This window comes from Spirosoma flavus, assembly GCF_054778555.1.
Window position 1 is genome coordinate 66,042 of the sequence record NZ_BAAGZL010000005.1, and the last position, 19,230, is coordinate 85,271.

18 protein-coding genes are annotated in these 19,230 nt (G+C 48.7%); 7 read left to right on the forward strand and 11 right to left on the reverse strand.

Annotation, left to right across the window (positions count from 1 at the left end; genetic code table 11):
• Nucleotides 1-63: 63 nt before the first annotated feature.
• Nucleotides 64-1,566, reverse strand: coding sequence for a DEAD/DEAH box helicase (locus ACYVF1_RS24015; RefSeq protein WP_461083690.1), 1,503 nt, complete (start codon nucleotides 1,564-1,566; stop codon nucleotides 64-66).
• A gap of 260 nt (nucleotides 1,567-1,826) precedes the next feature.
• Between ACYVF1_RS24015 and ACYVF1_RS24020 the strand changes: the two genes are divergently transcribed.
• Nucleotides 1,827-2,228, forward strand: a complete 402-nt coding sequence (locus ACYVF1_RS24020) for a VOC family protein (RefSeq protein WP_461083692.1) — start codon at nucleotides 1,827-1,829, stop codon at nucleotides 2,226-2,228.
• Nucleotides 2,229-2,329: 101 nt separating this feature from the next.
• On the opposite strand, the gene ACYVF1_RS24025 is transcribed toward ACYVF1_RS24020, so the two are convergent.
• Together ACYVF1_RS24025 and ACYVF1_RS24030 are read right to left on the reverse strand one after the other, a co-directional pair.
• Nucleotides 2,330-3,103 carry an SDR family NAD(P)-dependent oxidoreductase gene (locus ACYVF1_RS24025; RefSeq protein WP_461083694.1) on the reverse strand — a complete coding sequence of 258 codons (774 nt, stop codon included), beginning with the start codon at nucleotides 3,101-3,103 and terminating at the stop codon, nucleotides 2,330-2,332.
• A 96-nt stretch (nucleotides 3,104-3,199) separates the two neighbouring features.
• Nucleotides 3,200-4,015: a phytanoyl-CoA dioxygenase family protein gene (locus ACYVF1_RS24030; RefSeq protein ID WP_461083696.1), complete on the reverse strand. Its 816-nt coding sequence runs from the start codon at nucleotides 4,013-4,015 to the stop codon at nucleotides 3,200-3,202.
• A 184-nt stretch (nucleotides 4,016-4,199) separates the two neighbouring features.
• Between ACYVF1_RS24030 and ACYVF1_RS24035 the strand changes: the two genes are divergently transcribed.
• Nucleotides 4,200-5,333, forward strand: coding sequence for a BamA/TamA family outer membrane protein (locus tag ACYVF1_RS24035; RefSeq protein WP_461083698.1), 1,134 nt, complete (start codon nucleotides 4,200-4,202; stop codon nucleotides 5,331-5,333).
• On the opposite strand, the gene ACYVF1_RS24040 is transcribed toward ACYVF1_RS24035, so the two are convergent.
• The 4 genes from ACYVF1_RS24040 to asnS all read right to left on the reverse strand — a co-directional run bounded on the left by ACYVF1_RS24040 (nucleotide 5,312) and on the right by asnS (nucleotide 9,568).
• The gene (locus ACYVF1_RS24040) at nucleotides 5,312-5,998 is read right to left on the reverse strand and encodes a phosphatase PAP2-related protein (protein ID WP_461083700.1); all 687 of its coding nucleotides are present in this window, start codon (nucleotides 5,996-5,998) and stop codon (nucleotides 5,312-5,314) included. The genes ACYVF1_RS24035 and ACYVF1_RS24040 overlap by 22 nt on opposite strands.
• Before the next feature lie 117 nt (nucleotides 5,999-6,115).
• Nucleotides 6,116-6,931 (reverse strand): ion transporter, encoded by an 816-nt coding sequence (locus ACYVF1_RS24045; protein ID WP_461083702.1) that lies wholly within the window; start codon nucleotides 6,929-6,931, stop codon nucleotides 6,116-6,118.
• A 24-nt stretch (nucleotides 6,932-6,955) separates the two neighbouring features.
• Nucleotides 6,956-8,038, reverse strand: coding sequence for a complex I subunit 1/NuoH family protein (locus ACYVF1_RS24050; RefSeq protein ID WP_461084265.1), 1,083 nt, complete (start codon nucleotides 8,036-8,038; stop codon nucleotides 6,956-6,958).
• 90 nt (nucleotides 8,039-8,128) lie between these two features.
• Complete coding sequence (asnS, locus tag ACYVF1_RS24055; RefSeq protein WP_461083704.1) at nucleotides 8,129-9,568, reverse strand: asparagine--tRNA ligase; 1,440 nt, start codon at nucleotides 9,566-9,568, stop codon at nucleotides 8,129-8,131.
• Nucleotides 9,569-9,740: 172 nt separating this feature from the next.
• Here asnS and ACYVF1_RS24060 point away from each other — a divergent pair, with 172 nt between their 5' ends.
• From ACYVF1_RS24060 to gloA2, 3 genes are all read left to right on the forward strand, one after another.
• Nucleotides 9,741-10,244, forward strand: a complete 504-nt coding sequence (locus tag ACYVF1_RS24060) for a SixA phosphatase family protein (RefSeq protein WP_461083706.1) — start codon at nucleotides 9,741-9,743, stop codon at nucleotides 10,242-10,244.
• Between the two features lie 98 nt (nucleotides 10,245-10,342).
• Nucleotides 10,343-10,537, forward strand: coding sequence for a hypothetical protein (locus tag ACYVF1_RS24065; protein WP_461083708.1), 195 nt, complete (start codon nucleotides 10,343-10,345; stop codon nucleotides 10,535-10,537).
• A 5-nt stretch (nucleotides 10,538-10,542) separates the two neighbouring features.
• Nucleotides 10,543-10,941: an SMU1112c/YaeR family gloxylase I-like metalloprotein gene (gloA2, locus tag ACYVF1_RS24070; protein WP_461083710.1), complete on the forward strand. Its 399-nt coding sequence runs from the start codon at nucleotides 10,543-10,545 to the stop codon at nucleotides 10,939-10,941.
• Between the two features lie 16 nt (nucleotides 10,942-10,957).
• On the opposite strand, the gene ACYVF1_RS24075 is transcribed toward gloA2, so the two are convergent.
• Entirely contained in the window at nucleotides 10,958-12,172 is a 1,215-nt protein-coding gene (locus ACYVF1_RS24075; RefSeq protein WP_461083712.1) for an aminotransferase class V-fold PLP-dependent enzyme, read from the reverse strand.
• A gap of 90 nt (nucleotides 12,173-12,262) precedes the next feature.
• Between ACYVF1_RS24075 and ACYVF1_RS24080 the strand changes: the two genes are divergently transcribed.
• Nucleotides 12,263-12,799, forward strand: coding sequence for a hypothetical protein (locus tag ACYVF1_RS24080; RefSeq protein ID WP_461083714.1), 537 nt, complete (start codon nucleotides 12,263-12,265; stop codon nucleotides 12,797-12,799).
• Between the two features lie 403 nt (nucleotides 12,800-13,202).
• Here the strand turns inward: ACYVF1_RS24080 and ACYVF1_RS24085 are convergent, their stop codons facing one another.
• The gene (locus ACYVF1_RS24085) at nucleotides 13,203-13,622 is read right to left on the reverse strand and encodes a YopX family protein (protein ID WP_461083716.1); all 420 of its coding nucleotides are present in this window, start codon (nucleotides 13,620-13,622) and stop codon (nucleotides 13,203-13,205) included.
• 94 nt (nucleotides 13,623-13,716) lie between these two features.
• Nucleotides 13,717-14,703 (reverse strand): aldo/keto reductase, encoded by a 987-nt coding sequence (locus tag ACYVF1_RS24090; protein WP_461083718.1) that lies wholly within the window; start codon nucleotides 14,701-14,703, stop codon nucleotides 13,717-13,719.
• Between the two features lie 286 nt (nucleotides 14,704-14,989).
• Here ACYVF1_RS24090 and ACYVF1_RS24095 point away from each other — a divergent pair, with 286 nt between their 5' ends.
• A complete protein-coding gene (locus tag ACYVF1_RS24095) occupies nucleotides 14,990-15,865 on the forward strand; it encodes a hypothetical protein (protein WP_461083720.1) in 876 nt (291 codons plus the stop codon).
• Nucleotides 15,866-16,090: 225 nt separating this feature from the next.
• Here the strand turns inward: ACYVF1_RS24095 and ACYVF1_RS24100 are convergent, their stop codons facing one another.
• On the reverse strand, nucleotides 16,091-19,219 hold the full coding sequence (locus ACYVF1_RS24100) for an efflux RND transporter permease subunit (protein WP_461083722.1): 3,129 nt from the start codon (nucleotides 19,217-19,219) through the stop codon (nucleotides 16,091-16,093).
• Nucleotides 19,220-19,230: the final 11 nt, after the last annotated feature.

A 19,230-nucleotide genomic window follows, 5' to 3' on the forward strand; every position in this document is an offset into this window, starting at 1 on the left:
TAGCAACTACCCTTTCCACCCGCACTACGTAAAAAAGCCCCGGTTTCTGGCCGGGGCTGATCATTAATAATTTTTGTCGGAGCTGAAATCCAGATAGCGGCTGTTGCCGGTTCCTCGTGCCGGTTTCTGTTCATGACTAGTACGTCGTGGCTGAGCATTTCCTGTGTTTGCACGCCGTTGATCTGACCGACCGCTATCGGGCCGATTTACATTGTTGCTACGTTGCTGATTGCGATTATCCTCGCGCTGAACTGGGCTACCAGTTGCATTTGGGCGTCGTTCATTCGATCGGTTCGAGCCACCATTCGGTTTCGCATTAGTCGACCGTTGGTTTCCGCTATTCGAGCGTTGTCCATTCGAGCGATTCGTGTTGGCACTACGTCCCTGGCGTTGCGCGGGCGTTGGTGTGACAACTGCCGTTTTTACATCCAATACGTAAGGATGTTCGGCAATAACCGGCACCTGCTTACCGATGAGCTTGTGAATATCTTTCAGATAGGCAATCTCTTCGGCATCACAGAAAGATAGAGCAATTCCATCGTTACCTGCCCGGCCAGTACGTCCGATTCGGTGAACGTAGGTTTCGGGAATGTTCGGTAACTCGTAGTTAATAACGTGCGAAAGCTCATCAACATCAATTCCCCGTGCGGCAATATCGGTTGCAACTAGCACACGCATCTGGCGGGTTTTAAAGTTCGAAAGGGCACGTTGCCGGGCGTTTTGCGATTTATTACCATGAATAGCTTCGGCCTGAATACCGGCTTTCACCAAATCTTTAGCCACTTTATCGGCGCCGTGTTTAGTTCGGGCAAAAACCAGCGCAGAACGTATCGAACGGTCATTCAAAATATGAACGAGCAGTTTCCGCTTATCTTCACGACCTACAAAATACATGGCCTGTTGAATCGTATCGGCGGTTGACGAAACGGGCGTCACTTCAACTTTCGCCGGATTGTGCAGAATTGTATCAGCCAGTTTTGCTACGTCGGGTGGCATGGTGGCCGAGAAAAACAACGATTGCCGTCGTTCGGGCAAACGCGCGATGACCTTACGTACATCGTGAATAAAGCCCATATCCAGCATCCGATCCGCTTCGTCGAGAACGAAAAATTGAATATCACGTAGCGAAACAAACCCCTGATTCATCAAATCGAGCAGCCGACCGGGCGTAGCAATCAATACGTCAAGGCCAGCCTTTATCGCATTCACCTGACTATGCTGCGAAACGCCCCCAAAAATGACGGCATGGCGCAGGTTCAAATGTCGGCCATAAGCCGCGAAACTTTCGTCAATCTGAATAGCCAGTTCGCGAGTTGGTGTCAATACCAGCGTTTTAATACGTCGGGGCGCTTTAGGGTTTTTGCTACGTTCCTCGTTCAGGAGTTGCAAAATGGGGATAGCAAAGGCGGCAGTTTTGCCGGTACCGGTCTGAGCGCAACCCAGCAGGTCGCGACGGTTTAACAGAATGGGTATGGCTTGTTGCTGAATGGGGGTAGGGCTTGTATATCCTTCCTCGGCAAGTGCTTTCCGGATGGGTTCAATTAAATCTAAATCTGAAAATTGCATGTGTTGGGTGGACGTCGGCAGGCAAAGGAAAAGAACAAAAAGTTAAGTCCGGCATCCAACGTCTTTCTAAAGTTATACGTGTACAACTACACTGGGGCAAATAAAGTGCCATTTATTGGCGAAGTGCAAATTAGAGGCTCGATTTATCAGCGATCGAAGGGTAAGGCTTACCTGATAGTAAAGCAACTTTATGGTCGTTAACGGAGTTACGTCTGACGAGCAAAAGTCAATTTGGTAACACATTCACAGAACAAAACCAGATGAAATCAACAGAACTACGAATTATTCTGACCGTCGACAATCTTGATGAGCTAATCAAATTTTATCGCGATGCGCTGGGTTTAGAAACGTCAAAAGAATGGCATGAGCCAACCGGAAACGGCATTATTCTCGATGCAGGCCGGGCTTCACTCGAATTGATTGATAGCAGTCATGCCCAAAAAATAGATGAAATCGAAGTGGGTCAACGAGTGGCTGGCCCAATTCGATTGGCGTTCAAGGTTGGTGAGTCAATTATGACGGCTGGTGCTGAGCTGGCGGAAGCAGGTGCAATTAAATTAGCCGAGGTGAAGCAGGCTCCCTGGAGTAAAGTGCAGCGTATGCAAGACCCGTCTGGGATGCAATTTACGCTATTTGAAACGTCAACACTTGGTGAGGAATAACGTAGTGCCGGTTGTTCGCATCCTACGTAGTGGATCATTTAAGTGAAAACCCAGTCAAAACTTAAAAGAGGTGTTTAGTTTTGACTGGGATAACCTTCTATTTAGTCATAAATACTGCCGGCTGTTTTCTCGACCAACCCTTTTGGCAATAGCCAGGCCATCAGCTTCCCAGCTTTATTAAGCAAACCAGTTACTACTTCCGTTTTACCAGATAACGTAGCATCAACAGATTGTTTCGCTACGTCTTCGGGAGTCATATTGACTTTCTCAGCGGCTTTACGTCCTTTTTCGCCAATCTGGGCGCGGTCGGCAAAATTAGTATCGGTCGAACCGGGGCAGACACACGTAACGGACACCGACGTTTTTCTTAATTCCTGCCGTAAACCGCGGCTGAACTGAAGAACAAACACTTTCGAGGCAGAATACAAACTAAGGCCGGGAACTGCCTGATAAGCCGCCGAACTGCCAATATTCAGAATGTAAGCTTTGGGTTGCTGGTGAAGTTGCGGCAGGAAAAGATATGTTAATTGAATAAGAGCCGTCATATTGACCTGCATCATATCCAGGTGTTCGGTGAGAGCGTGCTTTTCAAATGGGCCGCTCAACCCATATCCAGCATTGTTGACAAGCATCTGAACGGTGTATTTTTTTGCGTTACACCAGCCAAATACGTCCTGTGCCGCGCCTGCCTGGGCTAAGTCGATTGCCAGAAAATCAGTTTTTACCGCGTGCTCACTGGCCAGTTGAAGCGCAATTTCTTTAAGCAGTGATTCGGAGCGAGCTACCAGCAGCAAATCGAATTTCCGACGGGCCAGCTCCTTTGCAATCGCCAGACCAATTCCCTTGCTGGCTCCCGTAATGAGGGCGTAAGGCATAGAATGAGTTGTATGGTTATAAAGTCATAGGGTTGTAAAGTTATGGAGTGCCTACGCCAACTCTACAACTTTACAACCCTATGACTTTATAACTTCTTAAATATTAACCTTCGAGATAAACCGGTGATAGAACGGCGTTTTGCTATTCTCGTTTTTAGGCATGTATTTACCCGTTACAACTGGTACATACATGACCCGCCGACGGCTGGCTTCGCCAAAAAACGGCGACTGCTGCGCTCGGTGCCACAAACGACCGTCGTGTACCGATAAATCACCCGCGTTGATGTCGAAACCAATTTCATGTTTATCGGGGTCATTATCAACGAAATACTTTTTGCGGAACAGCATTTTGAAGATGCCTTGCTTGTGCGTCCCCGGAATCACACGCAGTCCACCGTTCTCGTAAGGAGTAGGATTCAGGTGGATACCCACGTTGAGCATCGGCATGATGCGCTGACCGAGAAAAATATCGCGGGGGCTATCCGTGTGCCAGCCCATCTGCGAGAACTTACTGTTTTCTGTGCGAACGTAGTGGTTGAGAATAAGCCCGTCTTTTTCGATTTCAGCAATTCGTCCTTCGTAGGGTTGTAGCAGGTCAACAACAGCTTGTAGGCGTGGGTCCTGCAAAAACTCGTGGAGTGCTTTACTGTGCTGCGACAGGAAGCACATCCGCTGGATCATGGGGTTACCAGCTTCGTCCTGACCAAATTTCAGCGGAACACCGTTGACTTTGTCACGGCCTTCTGCCAGCCATTCTTTTTCAATACGTTCTGTTTCGCTGATGAATAATTTCACCGTTTCCGGCTCAATAAAATTACGGAAAACAATTACGCCGTACTTATTGAAAAATTGGCGTTGTTCCGGGGTAATGGTTTCGCCCAGTTTAAAGGGCGGCAAGGTTAATTTGCTCATATCGGTGGTTTACAATTCGGGAGTTCCGTATTTGATGCCAACCGCCGACCACGCTCTGTCCAATGGGCGCAGACATGACGGTTTATTTGAAAGCCCAAATCTACGAAATTTACAATTTTAGGATTACTTTGCCGCAATTTAATTAATGCGACTTTAATTAGAAAGTATCTAAGTAGTTGGGCCTGTGATAGTTGATAAACGGTCGATTTTGCTGTTAATCAGCATTTTGGTGGGTATTTTTACGAATATTCGGGCTCAGTCCGATAGTATACCGGTGCCGCATCAGTCGGTACCCAATCAACTCCTCCGAACCCGAAATACACTAATTTTACCCTTGGTGGCTCGCTCAATTGAAACGGACTGGTCGTTTGGCGGGGCTGGTTCCTTTACATTCCGATTCAGTCGGCATGATACGTTGACACGTACTTCCAATACACAGGCGTTGGTTCTGTACTCACTGCGGAAACAGTTTATCGCGGCCATCAACGGTACTACGTATTTCCCGGGCGAACGTATCATTCTGAATCACCAGCTGTCGTACAGCTCTTTCCCGGATAAATTCTGGGGTTTGGGGAAAGACGCGCCCGATGAGAACGAAGAAGGGTATGCGTTCAAACAGTACTACGTATACCTGCACGGGCAACGGAAACTTTGGGATCGTGTTTTTGGCGGATTAATTTATGAGTACCAGCGGTTACTACGTGTCGACCATCCAATGGGCGATTTATTCGACCAGCAACACGTAGCGGGCCGGATGCCGTATCATATTTCGGGGGCGGGATTGAGTATTACGTATGACTCTCGAAACAACGCTTTCGCTCCCGATCAGGGTGGTTTTCTGCAGATATATTTTAATCAGTTTCTGCCACTGTTCGGCTCTGATTTTAATTACACCAATTACGTAGTGGATTTCCGACGATTTATACGCCTGTATCGGCAACAAGTACTGGCTATTCAGGCGTATGGATTTTTTAATTCGGGCGACGTACCACTACGTAGTCTGGCCAGTTTTGGTGGTTCCAATAGCATGCGAGGCTTTTACGACGGGCGTTTTCGCAGTAAAAATCAGCTGGTTGCTCAGGTCGAATACCGTGTGCCACTATTCTGGCGATTGGGTGCAGTTGGCTTTGCGGGTGTAGGTAACGTGGGAAACTGGCTGCACGACGTTAATTTTCAGAATCTAAAATACTCGGTCGGTGGTGGACTTCGTGTGGCTTTAAATCGAAAAGAACGCCTGAATCTACGTATCGATTACGGCTGGGGCCTGGGTCAGAGCGTATCGAACGGATTGTATTTTCAGTTAGGAGAAGCCTTCTGATCAGTGGGTTTCGCTACGTTGTTCCAGCCGCTTAAGGCAAACCATTTCCCTAGTCGGTAAAGCGGATACGTGAACACAAACGCGCCCATTACGTCGATGGTGTAATGGACGTGTTGCACAAGTAATAAGGCGCCCACAATCAGCGAACCGATAAAAACCAGCACGCGATCCCACCAACGGCGCAGACTCAGAAAAATCAAAAAGATGGTAGACGTATGGCCGGAATAAAACAGGTCTTTGGTGATGTACACTTTTCCGTAAAACGCATTGGTAATCGGGTCGACCATCGGAATCAGCCCAACCGGCGGATTGAGTGGTAACAGATTAATGCTAATCATTCGTGACAGACTAACGATAACGTAGCTGTAGACAAACATCATGAATATAGCCGGACTACGTCGGACCCGGACGAGGAGAAGCAAGGCAGCCGCCCATATTACCAGAAAAATAATCAGCGATACGTCAACGGGCGGAATCCGATTTAAAACCCAGTCGTTCAGAACGGGGCCGCTATGCTGTTCAATAATCTGAAAAAACGTAGGGAAAGCGCCAAGTAAGGCAAGCAAACTAATGGAACCGGTGATAAATTTTCGGCGAAACACCGGCGATTTCCAAGCGGTTTGCCAAACCAGATCGTCAACAGGATTGGGCGTGAAAAGAGACATAACGGCAACGTAAAAGGCCGCAAAGGTAATATAATGAGTGAAAGAGCGAAAGAGTGGATGAGTGAATCCTATCAGGCAGACTAATCGTACTTTCACTCTTTCGCACTTTCTCTCTTTTTAAAGAGCTGAACCACAGTACTTACAATAGGCCGCATCCGGGTCGTGCCCCTGCCGACTACAGTTTGGGCAAGCCTGCGTAGAGATTTCCTGTTTTTTGCTGGCGGCAGTCAGGCTGACAGCGACAATACCCGTCGGGACAGCAATAATAACGTAGCCCAGCAGCATGATGATTGTAGCAATGAACTTGCCGATAGGCGTGCTGGGAACAATGTCGCCATAGCCCACCGTCGTGATGGTGATTACGGCCCAATAGATGCTCAGCGGAATGCTTTCGAAGCCATTGTGACGCCCTTCCACTACGTACATCATGGCGCCTAACGTAATGACGAGCGTAAAAATAGCCACAAAAAAAACGGTGATTTTCGCCCGGCTCTCACGTAGCGAATAAGCCAATAGAGCAGCTGCTGACGTGTATTCTCCGAGTTTTAAAATCCGGAAGATACGTAGCAGACGAAGAATCCGCACGGCAGCCAGTTCGTGCGCACCGAACATGAATAGCCCTAGATAACTCGGTAAAATGGCCAGCAAATCGACGAGGCCAAAAAAGCTGGTGACGTAACGTAACGGCTGGCGAATGCTGATGATCCGTGCTACGTATTCGATGGTAAACAGAATCGTGAAGACCCACTCGATCCGGTCGAAGAGCTGAATGTGGAAGCGCGCTATCGACGGAACGCTCTCCAGAATCACGGCCAGTACGCTGAGGAAAATCAGGAAAAGTAACGTAACGTCAAACGCACGGCCCGCCCACGTATCGGCCTCAAAAACAATTTCGTGAAGTCGGTGTCGAAAACGTTGCCAGAGGGAGTTCATGAGAAAAGCTTTTGAATAGCTAGCTTACACCATAAGCAGACGCCAGATGCCTGAGATAAGCATTAACAGCAAACCGGCGGGGGTCAATACTTTCCAGCACAGAAACATCATCTGATCGACGCGGACGCGCGGGAACGTCCAGCGTACCCACATCTGCACCAACACGGCCAGAAACGCTTTCGATAGTAGCCAGAAAGCGCCCGTTACGTTACCCCAGACGGTTCCGGGGGCGCCACTGGTCCAGTCGGCCAAACGAACGGGGCCGATGTTGGGAAGTGGCGTGTTCCAGCTACCCAGGAATAATACAACGCCCAGAAACGACACCAGCAGCATCATAGCGTACTCCGACAAGTAAAGCAGGGCGAAACGCATTCCCGAATATTCAGTATGAAATCCGGCGACAATTTCCGACTCGCCTTCAGGAAGGTCGAATGGAGCACGGTTGCTTTCGGCCAGTGTGCAGATGAAAAAGATGACGTAGGCTATCAATAAAAACGGATTACGTACTACGTTCCAGGCGAAAATTCCGCCCCAGTTTGTTACGTCGATGCCCGTCGCTTTCAGTCCGAAAAGGTAGTTGGTTCCGGTCGAAAAGATGCCTTGCTGAAAGCTAATGGTCTGTAAATCGAGCGTCTGGCAAATCATTACGACGCAAAGTATGGTCAGCCCAAGCGGAATTTCGTAGGAGATGATCTGTGCCACCGACCGCATGGCTCCGAACAGCGAGTATTTATTGTTGGAGCCCCAGCCCGCCATCAGAATACCTACTACGTCGAACGAAACGATTGCCATCAGGTAAAATACGCCAACATTGGCGCCAGAACCTTGCAAATCAGGTGTAAGCGGTAATACGGCAAAACCAGCAAAAACGGACGCAAAAATGACTGCCGGAGCCAGCAAAAACAGACGTCGGTCGGCGGCAGCGGGAACAATATCCTCCTTCTGAAGTAGTTTCAGTAGATCAGCAAAAAGCTGAAGCAAGCCCCATTTCCCGGTTTCCATCGGGCCGAGCCGGTCCTGCATAAACGCCGACACCTTGCGCTCGGTATATACACCGACGATGACGAAGCCGGAAGCCATGGCCAGAAAAATGGGGAGAGCGAGGATCATAGTTAAAGAGCGAAAGAGCGAAAGAATGAACGAGTGAATTTCCAGTGCCAGCACTCTTTCACTCATTCACTCTTTCGCTCTTTAAGTTTAGAATTCTGCTGATTTGGGGGCGCGTGGGAATGGGATTACGTCGCGGATGTTGCCCATGCCCGTTACAAACAGCACCAACCGTTCGAAGCCGAGGCCGAAACCAGCGTGCGGAGCCGAACCAAACCGACGGGTGTCCAGATACCACCAGAGGGCTTCGGGTTCAATGCCGACTTCGTGCATTCGGGCGGTCAGTTTGTCGAGATCATCTTCACGTTGCGAGCCGCCAATGATTTCGCCGATGCCGGGAAATAGTACGTCCATTGCCCGAACGGTTTTTCCGTCAGGGTCCTGCTTCATGTAGAACGCTTTGATTTCGCGCGGATAGTTGGTCAGAATAACCGGTTTCTTAAAGTGTTTTTCAACCAGATACCGCTCATGCTCCGACTGTAAATCGACACCCCATTTCACCTCGTACTGAAACTGCCCTTTCTTCGCCGGTTTCGAATTCACCAGAATATCGATGGCTTCGGTGTAAGTCAGCCGCACAAATTCGTTGCTGATGACAAACTGAAGTTTTTCGAGCAACCCGAGCTCGCTTTGTTCTTCCTTCTTTTTGGTTTTCTCTTCCTCTTTTAGTCGATTGTCCAGAAAAGCCAGATCGTCGGCGCAGTGCTGGATGGCGTAACGTATCACGTTTTTGACAAAATCCTCGGCGAGATTCATGTTGTCTTCCAATTCGTGAAACGCCATTTCCGGCTCAATCATCCAAAACTCGGCCAGGTGCCGGGTCGTGTTGGAGTTTTCGGCACGGAAAGTTGGGCCGAACGTATATATTTTGCCTAATGCCATTGCACCCAATTCGCCCTCTAATTGGCCTGATACAGTCAGGTTCGTTTCGCGCCCGAAAAAGTCCTGGCTATAATCAACTTTGCCTTCTTCGTTGAGTGGTGGTTTAATGGCATCTAACGTAGTGACACGGAACATTTCACCGGCTCCTTCGGCGTCGGAAGCGGTAATGATGGGCGTATTAAGGTAATAAAACCCGTTGTCGTTGAAGTACTTATGAATTGCAAACGCCAGCGCATGCCGGATACGTAGCACCGCACTGAACGTATTGGTACGTGGACGCAGGTGGGCAATCTCGCGCAGAAATTCGAGTGAGTGCCGCTTGGGCTGGAGCGGATATTTTTCGGGGTCGGCGGTTCCGTAAACCGTTACGTCCTCAATCTTAACTTCAACCGCCTGCCCGGCCCCCTGCGACTCGACCAATTGCCCCGTTACGGCAAGACACGAACCCGTGGTGATGAGTTTCAGCGTTTCTTCAGGAAGCTGGTCGGGTTGAGCAACCGCCTGAATCGTATTAATGGTCGACCCATCATTTAAAGCGATAAAAACGGCGTTTTTGCTTTCGCGTTTGGTACGTACCCAGCCTTTTACTGTTACGTTGGTGCCGACAGGAGCGGTTTTTAATAATTGCTGAATGGATTGATAACTCATACTAAAACGGTGACCGGATGTTGGTTACTGCCGCAAAAGTACGGATTGTCGTTCGAATCGCCCACAGCGAATTTGAATCTATAAAACACTACGTATGGGTAAAAGTTAATTGTAGACTTATTTTTGCTCCCGTGAGCCGGAATAATCCGGAACTTGAAATCTGAAATCAAAAATGCCTAATACCCTTTATATCGTTCGCCACGCCAAAGCCGAAGACCGAGCTATGTTCATGTCTGACCACGACCGTCAACTGACGTCCGACGGTATCATTGCAGCCGCCCGCATGGGGCGTTACCTACGTAGCAAAGACATTCGCCCTGAGAGTATTATCAGCAGTACCGCCCCTCGTGCGAAGGATACCGCGAAGGTGATTGCTGAGCAGCTAGGGTTTGATACCGCCACTATTCAATTGGATGAAAAGTTGTTTGACGGTGGACCGAAAGCCTATTTAGCTGCCATTAACGCCATACCCGCAACGGTAAAATCAGGGATGATTGTAGGGCACAATCCTGACGTATCATATCTGGCCGAGTATCTGACGCATCAGGATATTGGATCAATGAGTAAAGGAGCCGTGCTGGCTATCGAGTTTGGCGATTTAAACTGGGGCGAGGTTTCAGGACGTAGTGGTACGTTGACGTTTGAGATGTCGCCTAAACAATTGCCCCAAGAATGATTTATAGGCTCCAACAGGCTCCGGCTGTTGGTTTGTAACTATTTGGTTAGTCGCTAGCGCGACTCCGACAGCCGGAGCCTGTCAGGGCCTTATGTACCATGAATCGCAATCGTCGGATTTTCATTATTGTTTTTATCGTCTTCACGACCATCGTCGCATTGCTGGCGATTGATATGGCGAGCCGAACGACGGCCCCCTGGAACAAACGCCGGGAGGTAGAACGGGCATTGCCTATGCCAAAAGATGGCACCTCTGTTGACACCGTGGCGACCGATACGCTGCTGACTCCCTGAATTTTATGTTACACCTTGATGCAGTTCACCACATTGCCATTATTTGTTCGGATTACCATGTATCGAAGCGGTTCTACACCGAAATTCTGGGTTTTTCCATTCTGAATGAACACTACAGAGCCGAGCGGCAATCTTATAAATTAGATTTGGCTCTGAACGGCCAGTATCTGATCGAGTTGTTTTCGTTTCCCAATCCGCCCAAACGCCCATCTCGCCCCGAAGCGCTGGGGCTGCGGCATCTGGCGTTTGCCGTGTCAAACCTCGATGAAGCCGTTACGTCGCTGAACAGTCAGAATGTAGTGACCGAACCGATACGTATCGACGAACTTACGCGTCGGCGCTTTACGTTCTTCGCTGACCCCGACGGTCTGCCGCTAGAACTGTATGAAAGAGCGGAGGGGTAGGGGATTAGCAATATTTTTACCCTCTATCCTTACCTTCCTGCCCAATGTTACGTAGTACCCGTACCAGCGCGTTGACATCTTCGGACGTATTATAGACGTGAGGAGCGATACGTAGTACGTTGGCGCGGGCTGATACTGATACGTTCTCACGTAGCAAGGCTTGCTGAACGGTCATGGGATCGACGTTTTGAGGGAGCCATATTCCAATCAGATGATGACAACGACCTGTTGACCCGTTTTCAGGCTCAACCCGATAGCCGAACTCTTCGAGGGCGGGCCAAGCTTCGGCCATGAGCTGCTGAACGTAGTGCTGAATACGTATCGGTTGCCAGTCGAGAAGTTGCTCAAGGGCGGTCTGAAGCATCGGCATCTGTAAGAAATGCGTGTGCTCGCCTACGTTATAACGGTACGCTTTCGGCCGATATGTTGGCTGGTAGTCTATCAGTCGATGAAACTGATTACTGTCGAGTCGGTTCATCCAGCTTTCTTCCAGTGGAATACCGTCGTCAAATGCCGGTCCGTAATAGGCCAGGCCGAGTGAATAGGGGCCCATCAACCATTTATACCCTGCACAGATCAGGGCATCGGGCTGCACTGCTGATAGATCGAAGGGGAGGGCGCCGATGGCTTGTGTGCCGTCGATGACGAGCCAGGCACCCACTTGGCGGGCCTTCTGACTAATCGCTTCCAGATCGAAACGGGTTCCGTACATCCAGTGGACAGGAGGAACAACAACCAGCGCTGTGTTGGCATCAATGGCGTCGAGTAAGCGCTCGTTCCAGGTTGGTCCAATCGGAAATTGATCAGGTTTATCGACCGTTTCGATTTTCAGTCCCAGTTCTGTACAGACTCGGTCCCAGGCGTAAACATCACTCGGAAATTCGCCGTCGACTAATACAATTTTCTGGCCATTCTGAATTCCCGGTTTTCGCACCAGGTTCCGGGCGACTACCGCCATGCCATATGATACCGATGGAATTACTGCAATACGTTCGGGATCAGGATTTTGGATGAGTTCAGAAAAAAGTTTTCGTACAATAACGGCTCCGCTAAAAAAATCATCGGGACGTAACCCAAATGGATTGGTTTGTTGAGTAATGGCTTCATTACCAGCCTTTTCGACGGCAATGCTACATGGCGCGCGGGTAGCGCAATTGAGATAGTGCATACCCTCGGGCAGGCGAAATAAGTGCTTTTGAGAAGAAAGTGATACGTTGGATGAATGAGACATAAACAGAAAAATCAGCAGATTTTAATTCGAATGTAATTCTGGCACAAGGTTTGTTTGTGATAGGATGTAACACAAAAACCCATACTTTTTATGACTACCCTATTGGGCATCGGTTCGCGGATTCGACACGATGAATTTGGCGATGGCGTGATTATCAACCTGAAAGCTGGCGGCTATACCGTTACGTTCGTGCAGCATGGCGTGAAGATAATCAAATTCGATACGTCGCTGACCGTCATTGAAGCCCTGGAACCCGACAGCGATCTGGTCAGCCTGTTCGATGTGGAGCAATCGCTTACCCGTATTCTGCAACGCTGGGTCGATCAATCCGAGCTAGTGCCCCTGGGTGATAAATGGAAAGGAGGGAAGTTGATACTAAAACCGGGTCGCGCAGACCTATCCCATAAAGAAATGCCGATTGATGCGTTCTTTCATAAGATTGTGATGGTTCGTGATCGGCTCCGCGTGCTCGAACAGCGCGTGAATGCTAGCACACTTGATGACGAAGAAAAAATAAATATACAACAGTACATTACCAGAATCTACGGCAGCCTGACCTCATTCAATCTGCTTTTTAAACACTCACATCAACAATTCGTCGGAGAAAAATCTACCGTCGATGCGTAAAACATTGAGATATTGATAGTAAATGTTTCATATAGTTTTGGGTTAGTTAGATTGGAAGCTCCCCGCTGTTGTTTCGATGGCGGGGACTTTTTTTTAGTTGTAAAGTTGTAGGGTTGTAAAGTTATAGGGTTGTAGAGTTATAGGGTTATAGGGTTGTAAAGTTGGCTGACGCTAGCACAGTATTCATGCGTCAGCCAACTTTACAACCCTATAACCCTATAACTCTACAACCCTATAACTTTACAACTTACATAAAACATAAACACCAGCCTCAAAGAAGCTGGTGTTTACCTCCCGTTCTAACCGAGTTGTAAATAGGTTGGTAACCTTTCAACAATACGTAAGAAAATTCCGAAGGGTTGCGTCGGTACGTATATTTTACCAGAACTTGAATTGGGCGGCCTTATTGTTCGGTCAGAAGATCAGGATTCTGATAAATATTGCCCAGAACAACCCGTTTCCGGGAGCGGCTGTAACCCGTATTCTGAATGAGTGCCCCGCCATACGGACCATGCTCGTCGCCTTGTCTGGAAAGAATGGCCCAGTAGCAATTCTCCGTATCCCAATAAACTTTGTACGTCGTTTTGTCGTCAATGGCAATGATATCGCCTTCATAAATATCACTGCCATTACTATCGACAAGGCCGGTGAATTGCATTAAAATGACATTTGCGCTTGGGACCAGAAAATCGCCCCCATCGTTGGGCAGGAACAGGTGCACCTGATCAGATTCTTCGCCATAAAAGAAAAAACCCGACAGATAGTCCATTCGGTAAATTGTATTGAACCGGGTCCAGGCTCTAAATTTCAGTTGTCTCATCATGTTTATCGTTACGCACGATAAACTTAGACAAAACAACCGTATCTCATACAGTTTTAACGGACTAATGAGTGAGAAGGGTTTAAATTAAGAATGGCTACAGCCCCGTCGATTTCTCCATTTGTTCGGTGTACCGATCACCCACTACGTCGATCTGGGCAGAGGCATGCTCAATTTCCTGGAGTTCTTCGGCCGTTAGCTGAATTGCAGCGGCTCCGTTATTTTCGGTCAGACGATGCAACTTCGTGGTGCCCGGAATGGGCACAATCCAGGGCTTTTGCGCCAGCACCCAGGCTAACGCAATCTGTGCGGACGTAGCGTTACGTCGTTCGGCAAATTGTTGAAGCAAATCCAGCAGGGCTTTATTGGCAACACGAGCTTCTTCAGTGTATCGCGGCAGCGTATTACGTAGGTCACCTTCCGCAAACTGGGTGTTTTCATCGATTTTGCCGGTTAGAAAACCCCTGCCAAGCGGGCTAAACGCCACGAAACCAATGCCCAATTCTTCGATAGTCGGAATAATTTCTTTTTCATGCTGGCGGGTCCAGAGAGAATACTCGCTTTGCAGGGCAGTTACCGGCTGTACGGCATGAGCCCGACGTATCGTTTGTGCCCCCGCTTCCGACAAGCCAAAGTGTTTTACTTTCCCCTCCTGAATCAAATCTTTTACGGTTCCTGCTACGTCTTCAATTGGTACGTTCGGATCAACGCGGTGCTGATAAAACAAATCGATAACATCTACCCGCAGTCGTTTCAGGGAAGCTTCGGCCACACTACGTATATTATCGGGGCGGCTATTGACGCCAGCCATTTTTCCATCCTGAATATTAAAACCGAATTTGGTGGCAATCACTACGTCGCCTTTGAACGGTTCCAGCGCTTCGCCGACCAGTTCTTCGTTGATGTAAGGCCCGTACACTTCAGCCGTATCGAAGAACGTAATACCTTGATCCACAGCGTTACGTAGTAGGGTAATCATTTCTTTATTGTCTTTGGGTGGTCCGTAGCCGTAGCTCATGCCCATACAGCCAAGGCCAATGGCTGACACGTCAAGATTACTGTTGCCCAAATGGCGTTTTTGCATTGTTGTGCTCATAATGATGTGTTTTTAGTTGGATGCAAACGTACGAGAGCAGACCGACCTAAACCAACGAAAAGCAAATAGGAACTTACAAAAATCGAGTATACGTAATGCTATTTGTTCCGGACAGGTCATTTTCTGCACATCAGCCTGTTAAATCCGACAGTTATTTACCCGGAATCTCCTGTTGTTGATTCATACTGGTACCGGCGCGCGGCACCCCGCTACCTTTGTGTCGTTCAAACAAATGAACGAGCTAAAATTTATAATCATTCACAAAACAACAACAATGAACACGTTCAAAAGTACGCTTGCCCTGTTTGCAGTTGCTCTGTCAATGAGCTTAGTATCTTGTAGTAAAGAGAGTATGATGGATTCAGTTCGGCCGGATAACGGTAGTTCGCCAACCGATACCCGCCCTGAGAATCCCAGCAACACACCGATTAATTCTGGCGATATTGTTGCGATGCCTTTCAAAAAATATACGCTGGTGAAATATGGTAGTTCAACGCTATCGTATGATGGAGATGGCAACGTCAGCAAGCTTGGGTCAACATTCGAACCGAACTCTTACTGGGAATATACACGGGCATCCAACGGGTCGGGCATGACGATTCAACAGTTCCACAATTTTAAATTATGGAATAAAACGCTGGTGCTCTTCGATGCTCAGAAGCGTGCAAAAACGTCGATCGTCAATAAATACGATAACGGTGTGCATACTTCGCAGGTTCAGTATGATTATCAGTACAATGGAGCCGGAAAACTGCAATCGATTGTAGGCAACAATGAGCAGTATATTTTCAGCTACGATGGCAACGGTAACCTGGAGAAAATTGATATCTCGATCAGCGGTAAAAAACAAAGAATGGAGTTCCAGTTTCAGGGCGCAACGGATAAAGTTTATATGAATCCAATCTGGATGACCATGCACGATCAGATTCATCAGTTCCTGCCGATTTATGGTAAGTTTTCGAGTAAGTTATTAACCTCGTTCAAACTCATCGATCTGCCTTCGAACACTGTTATTGAAGATGTAACATACAGCTATGTTCTCAATAACGATGGCTTCCCACTATCGAAAGGAGAGATTCGTAAAACAGCTGGATATACGTTGAATTATACGTACCCATACGAATACAACGTATCGATATTTAAACTGTAATTAATTTCTGTCAGAAATAACACGAACTCCCTGCTTCGGTGGGGAGTTTTTTATGGGCTCCGACAGGCTCCGGCTGTCGGTTATAGCCGAATGGTTAGTGTTATCCGATCAATTGCTAACACGATTCCGACAGGCTCGGGCTGTCGGAGCCTACAAACGTAGCAAACGAAAAAGGTGAATCTGGTACGTCCAGATTCACCTTTTTCGTTTGCTACGTTAACTTGATTATGCCTGAGCGGCCACTGGTTGTGGTTTCGGCTTACCGCCTTCGTTATCATCCTTGGAGTGATGTTCCTCACCGGGCTGTACATCTTTCCGACGGGTCATATATGTATAAATGACCGGTACTACATAGAGCGTCAGTACGAGCGAAAACAATAGTCCGCCCACAATTACGATACCCAGGGGTACCCGGCTTTTCGCAGCAGAGCCCAGCGCCAGTGCCAGCGGTAGAGCACCAAACGCAGCCACTAGAGTGGTCATCAAAATAGGACGCAGACGTAGTGCGGCCGATTCGGCAGCGGCTTCAAATTTATTCTTGCCCGTTAGTCGCTGCTCGTTGGCAAATTCTACAATTAGAATACCGTTTTTCGTAACCAGTCCTACAAGCATGATGATACCTATCTGACTAAAGATATTCAGCGTCTGGTTAAACATCCACAGTGAGAATACGGCTCCCGCTAACGCCAGCGGCACTGTCATCATGATAATAAGTGGGTCGATGAATGAGTCGAACTGAGCGGCCAGGACCAGATAAATCAGAACCAGCGCCAGCAGGAATGCAAACAACGTATTACCTGAACTCTCGGCATAGTCACGCGAGGGTCCGGAGAGGGCGGTCTGGAACGTATCATCCAGCGTGCGTGCGGCAATGGCACGCATGGCTTCCACGCCGTCGCCAATGGTTTTGCCCGGAGCTAAGCTGGCCTGAATCGTCGCCGACTTGAATCGGTTGTAGTGATATACTTGCGGAGGACTGCTGACTTCCTGAAACTTCACCAGATTATCTAACTGAATGAGTTGGCCAGAGTTCGAGCGAACGTAGAACGAGGCCAGATCAAACGGTTCATCGCGGTCGCCCCGGTCCACCTGCCCGATTACCTGATACTGTTTTCCGTTCATCAGGAAGTAGGCAAGGCGTCGGTTACTGAGTGCCAACTGGAGCGTCTGCGCTACGTCCTGCACCGAAATGCCGAGGTTCGTCGCCTTTTCCCGGTCGATGGTAATGTTCAGTTCGGGTTTATTGAACTTCAGGTCGGTATCGGGGTTCACGAATGTAGGATCTTTCTGAACCTCATCCATGAAAACAGGAAGTTTTTCCCGAAGCTTTTCAAAATTCAGGTTCTGAATTACGAATTGTACGGGCTGACCACCGCCACGGCCGACCTGAATGGTCTGATCCTGGCTCGGGAACATGCGGGCTTCGGTAAACTTCCGAAGGTTTTTAGTCAGGTAATCGACGATTTCCTGTTGCGAACGTTTCCGGTCGACGGCATCGACCATGTTAACCATAACGAATGATGAGTTAACCGATCCCGATCCCGAAAAGCCAGGTGCTACCACGCTGAAAGCCAGTTTGTTTTCAGGAATAGAATCCATCACAAACTGCATTACGCGATCAGTAATGTTGGCCTGTGATTCATAGCTGGTACCCTCGGGCGAGGTGATCGAAATGCGGCTTCGGCCCCGGTCTTCGAGGGGAGCCAACTCTGATTTCAGCAGTGAGCCGATGCCAAAAATGATCGCTATACAGGCTGCAATCATGGCCAGTGCCCAGCCGCGTTTCCGCATGAACCCATTCAGCGAAGCCCGATACGTATCATCAAGCCATTCGAAGAAGGGTTCCGTTTTGCGGTAAAACCAGGACCGACCGTGGTTTTTACTGGTCAGCTTTACGCTCAGTACGGGCGTCAGCGTCAGCGATACGAAGGCCGAAATCAATACGGCTCCAGCCACCACAATCCCGAATTCCCGGAATAATCGACCGACGAATCCCTGAAGGAAGATGATCGGCAGGAACACAATTGCCAACGTAATGGAGGTAGAAACAACAGCGAAGAAAATCTCGTTGGAGCCTTCGCGGGCCGCTCTATCGGTGTCCATTCCCTGCTCAATCTTCTTGAAAATATTCTCCGTCACTACAATCCCGTCGTCCACCACCAGACCCGTTGCCAGTACGATTCCCAGCAGGGTCAATACGTTTACACTGAAGTCGGCTACATACATAATAAAGAATGCGCCGATAAGCGAAACTGGAATGTCAATGAGCGGACGGAATGCAATCAGCCAGTCGCGGAAGAACAGGTAGATGACAATGACAACCAGCACAAACGAAATAATCAGCGTTTCGCCCACTTCTTCGATGGCCCGCCGTATAAACGTAGAACGGTCAACCCCAATGTAACAAATGATGTCGCTCGGTAACTCTTTCTTAATCTGATCGAATCGCTTATAAAACTCATCAGCAATGTTCACGTAGTTTGCGCCCGGTTGCGGAATCAACGCCATCGATACGCCTACTACCCCGTTTTGCTTCGAGATGGTTTCTTCGTTTTCAGCGCCGATTACGGCGTATCCGACGTCTTTAAGCCGGATAATCTGGTTGGCTGTTTGACGGAGAATCAGGTTATTAAAATCGTCTTCAGATGTAAGACGACCTACGGCCTTTACGGTCAGTTCGGTGTTGTTTCCATACACCTTCCCGCTCGGTAGCTCCACATTCTGAGCGTTCAGCGCGGCCTGAATGTCCTGCGTCGTCAGGCGATATGCAGTCAGTTTGATAGGGTCGATCCAGAGCCGCATTGCCTGACGTTTCAGCCCGTAAATCTGGACCTGGCTCACGCCTGGAATGGTTTGAATACGTTCCTGAAGCACATTCTCGGCATAATCCGACAACTGGGTCGGGTTACGGTTTGTGCTTTGCACGTTCATGAAAATAATCGGCTCGGAGTTGGCATCGGCCTTCGTGACAACCGGGGGAGCGTCGATGTCCTGCGGAAGTTGCCGCTGAGCCTGTGCCACTTTGTCGCGGACATCATTGGCAGCCTGCTCCAGATTGGCATCGAGGTTAAACTCAACCGTAATGGTGCTGGCACCCAGCGAACTATTCGACGAAATCGTCCGAATGCCTTCAATACTGTTCAGCGATTTTTCGATGGGCTCTGTAATCTGCGATTCGATGATTTCGGGGTTAGCGCCCGCGTAGTTCGTTCGCACCGAAATCACAGGCGGGTCAATGGCCGGGTACTCTCGTACCCCCAGAAACGTGAAGCCGATAATGCCAAACAGAACAATCACAATGGACATCACCATTGCGAAAACAGGCCGGTTTAGACTAAGTTCGGGAAGAGACATTGCTTTACAGC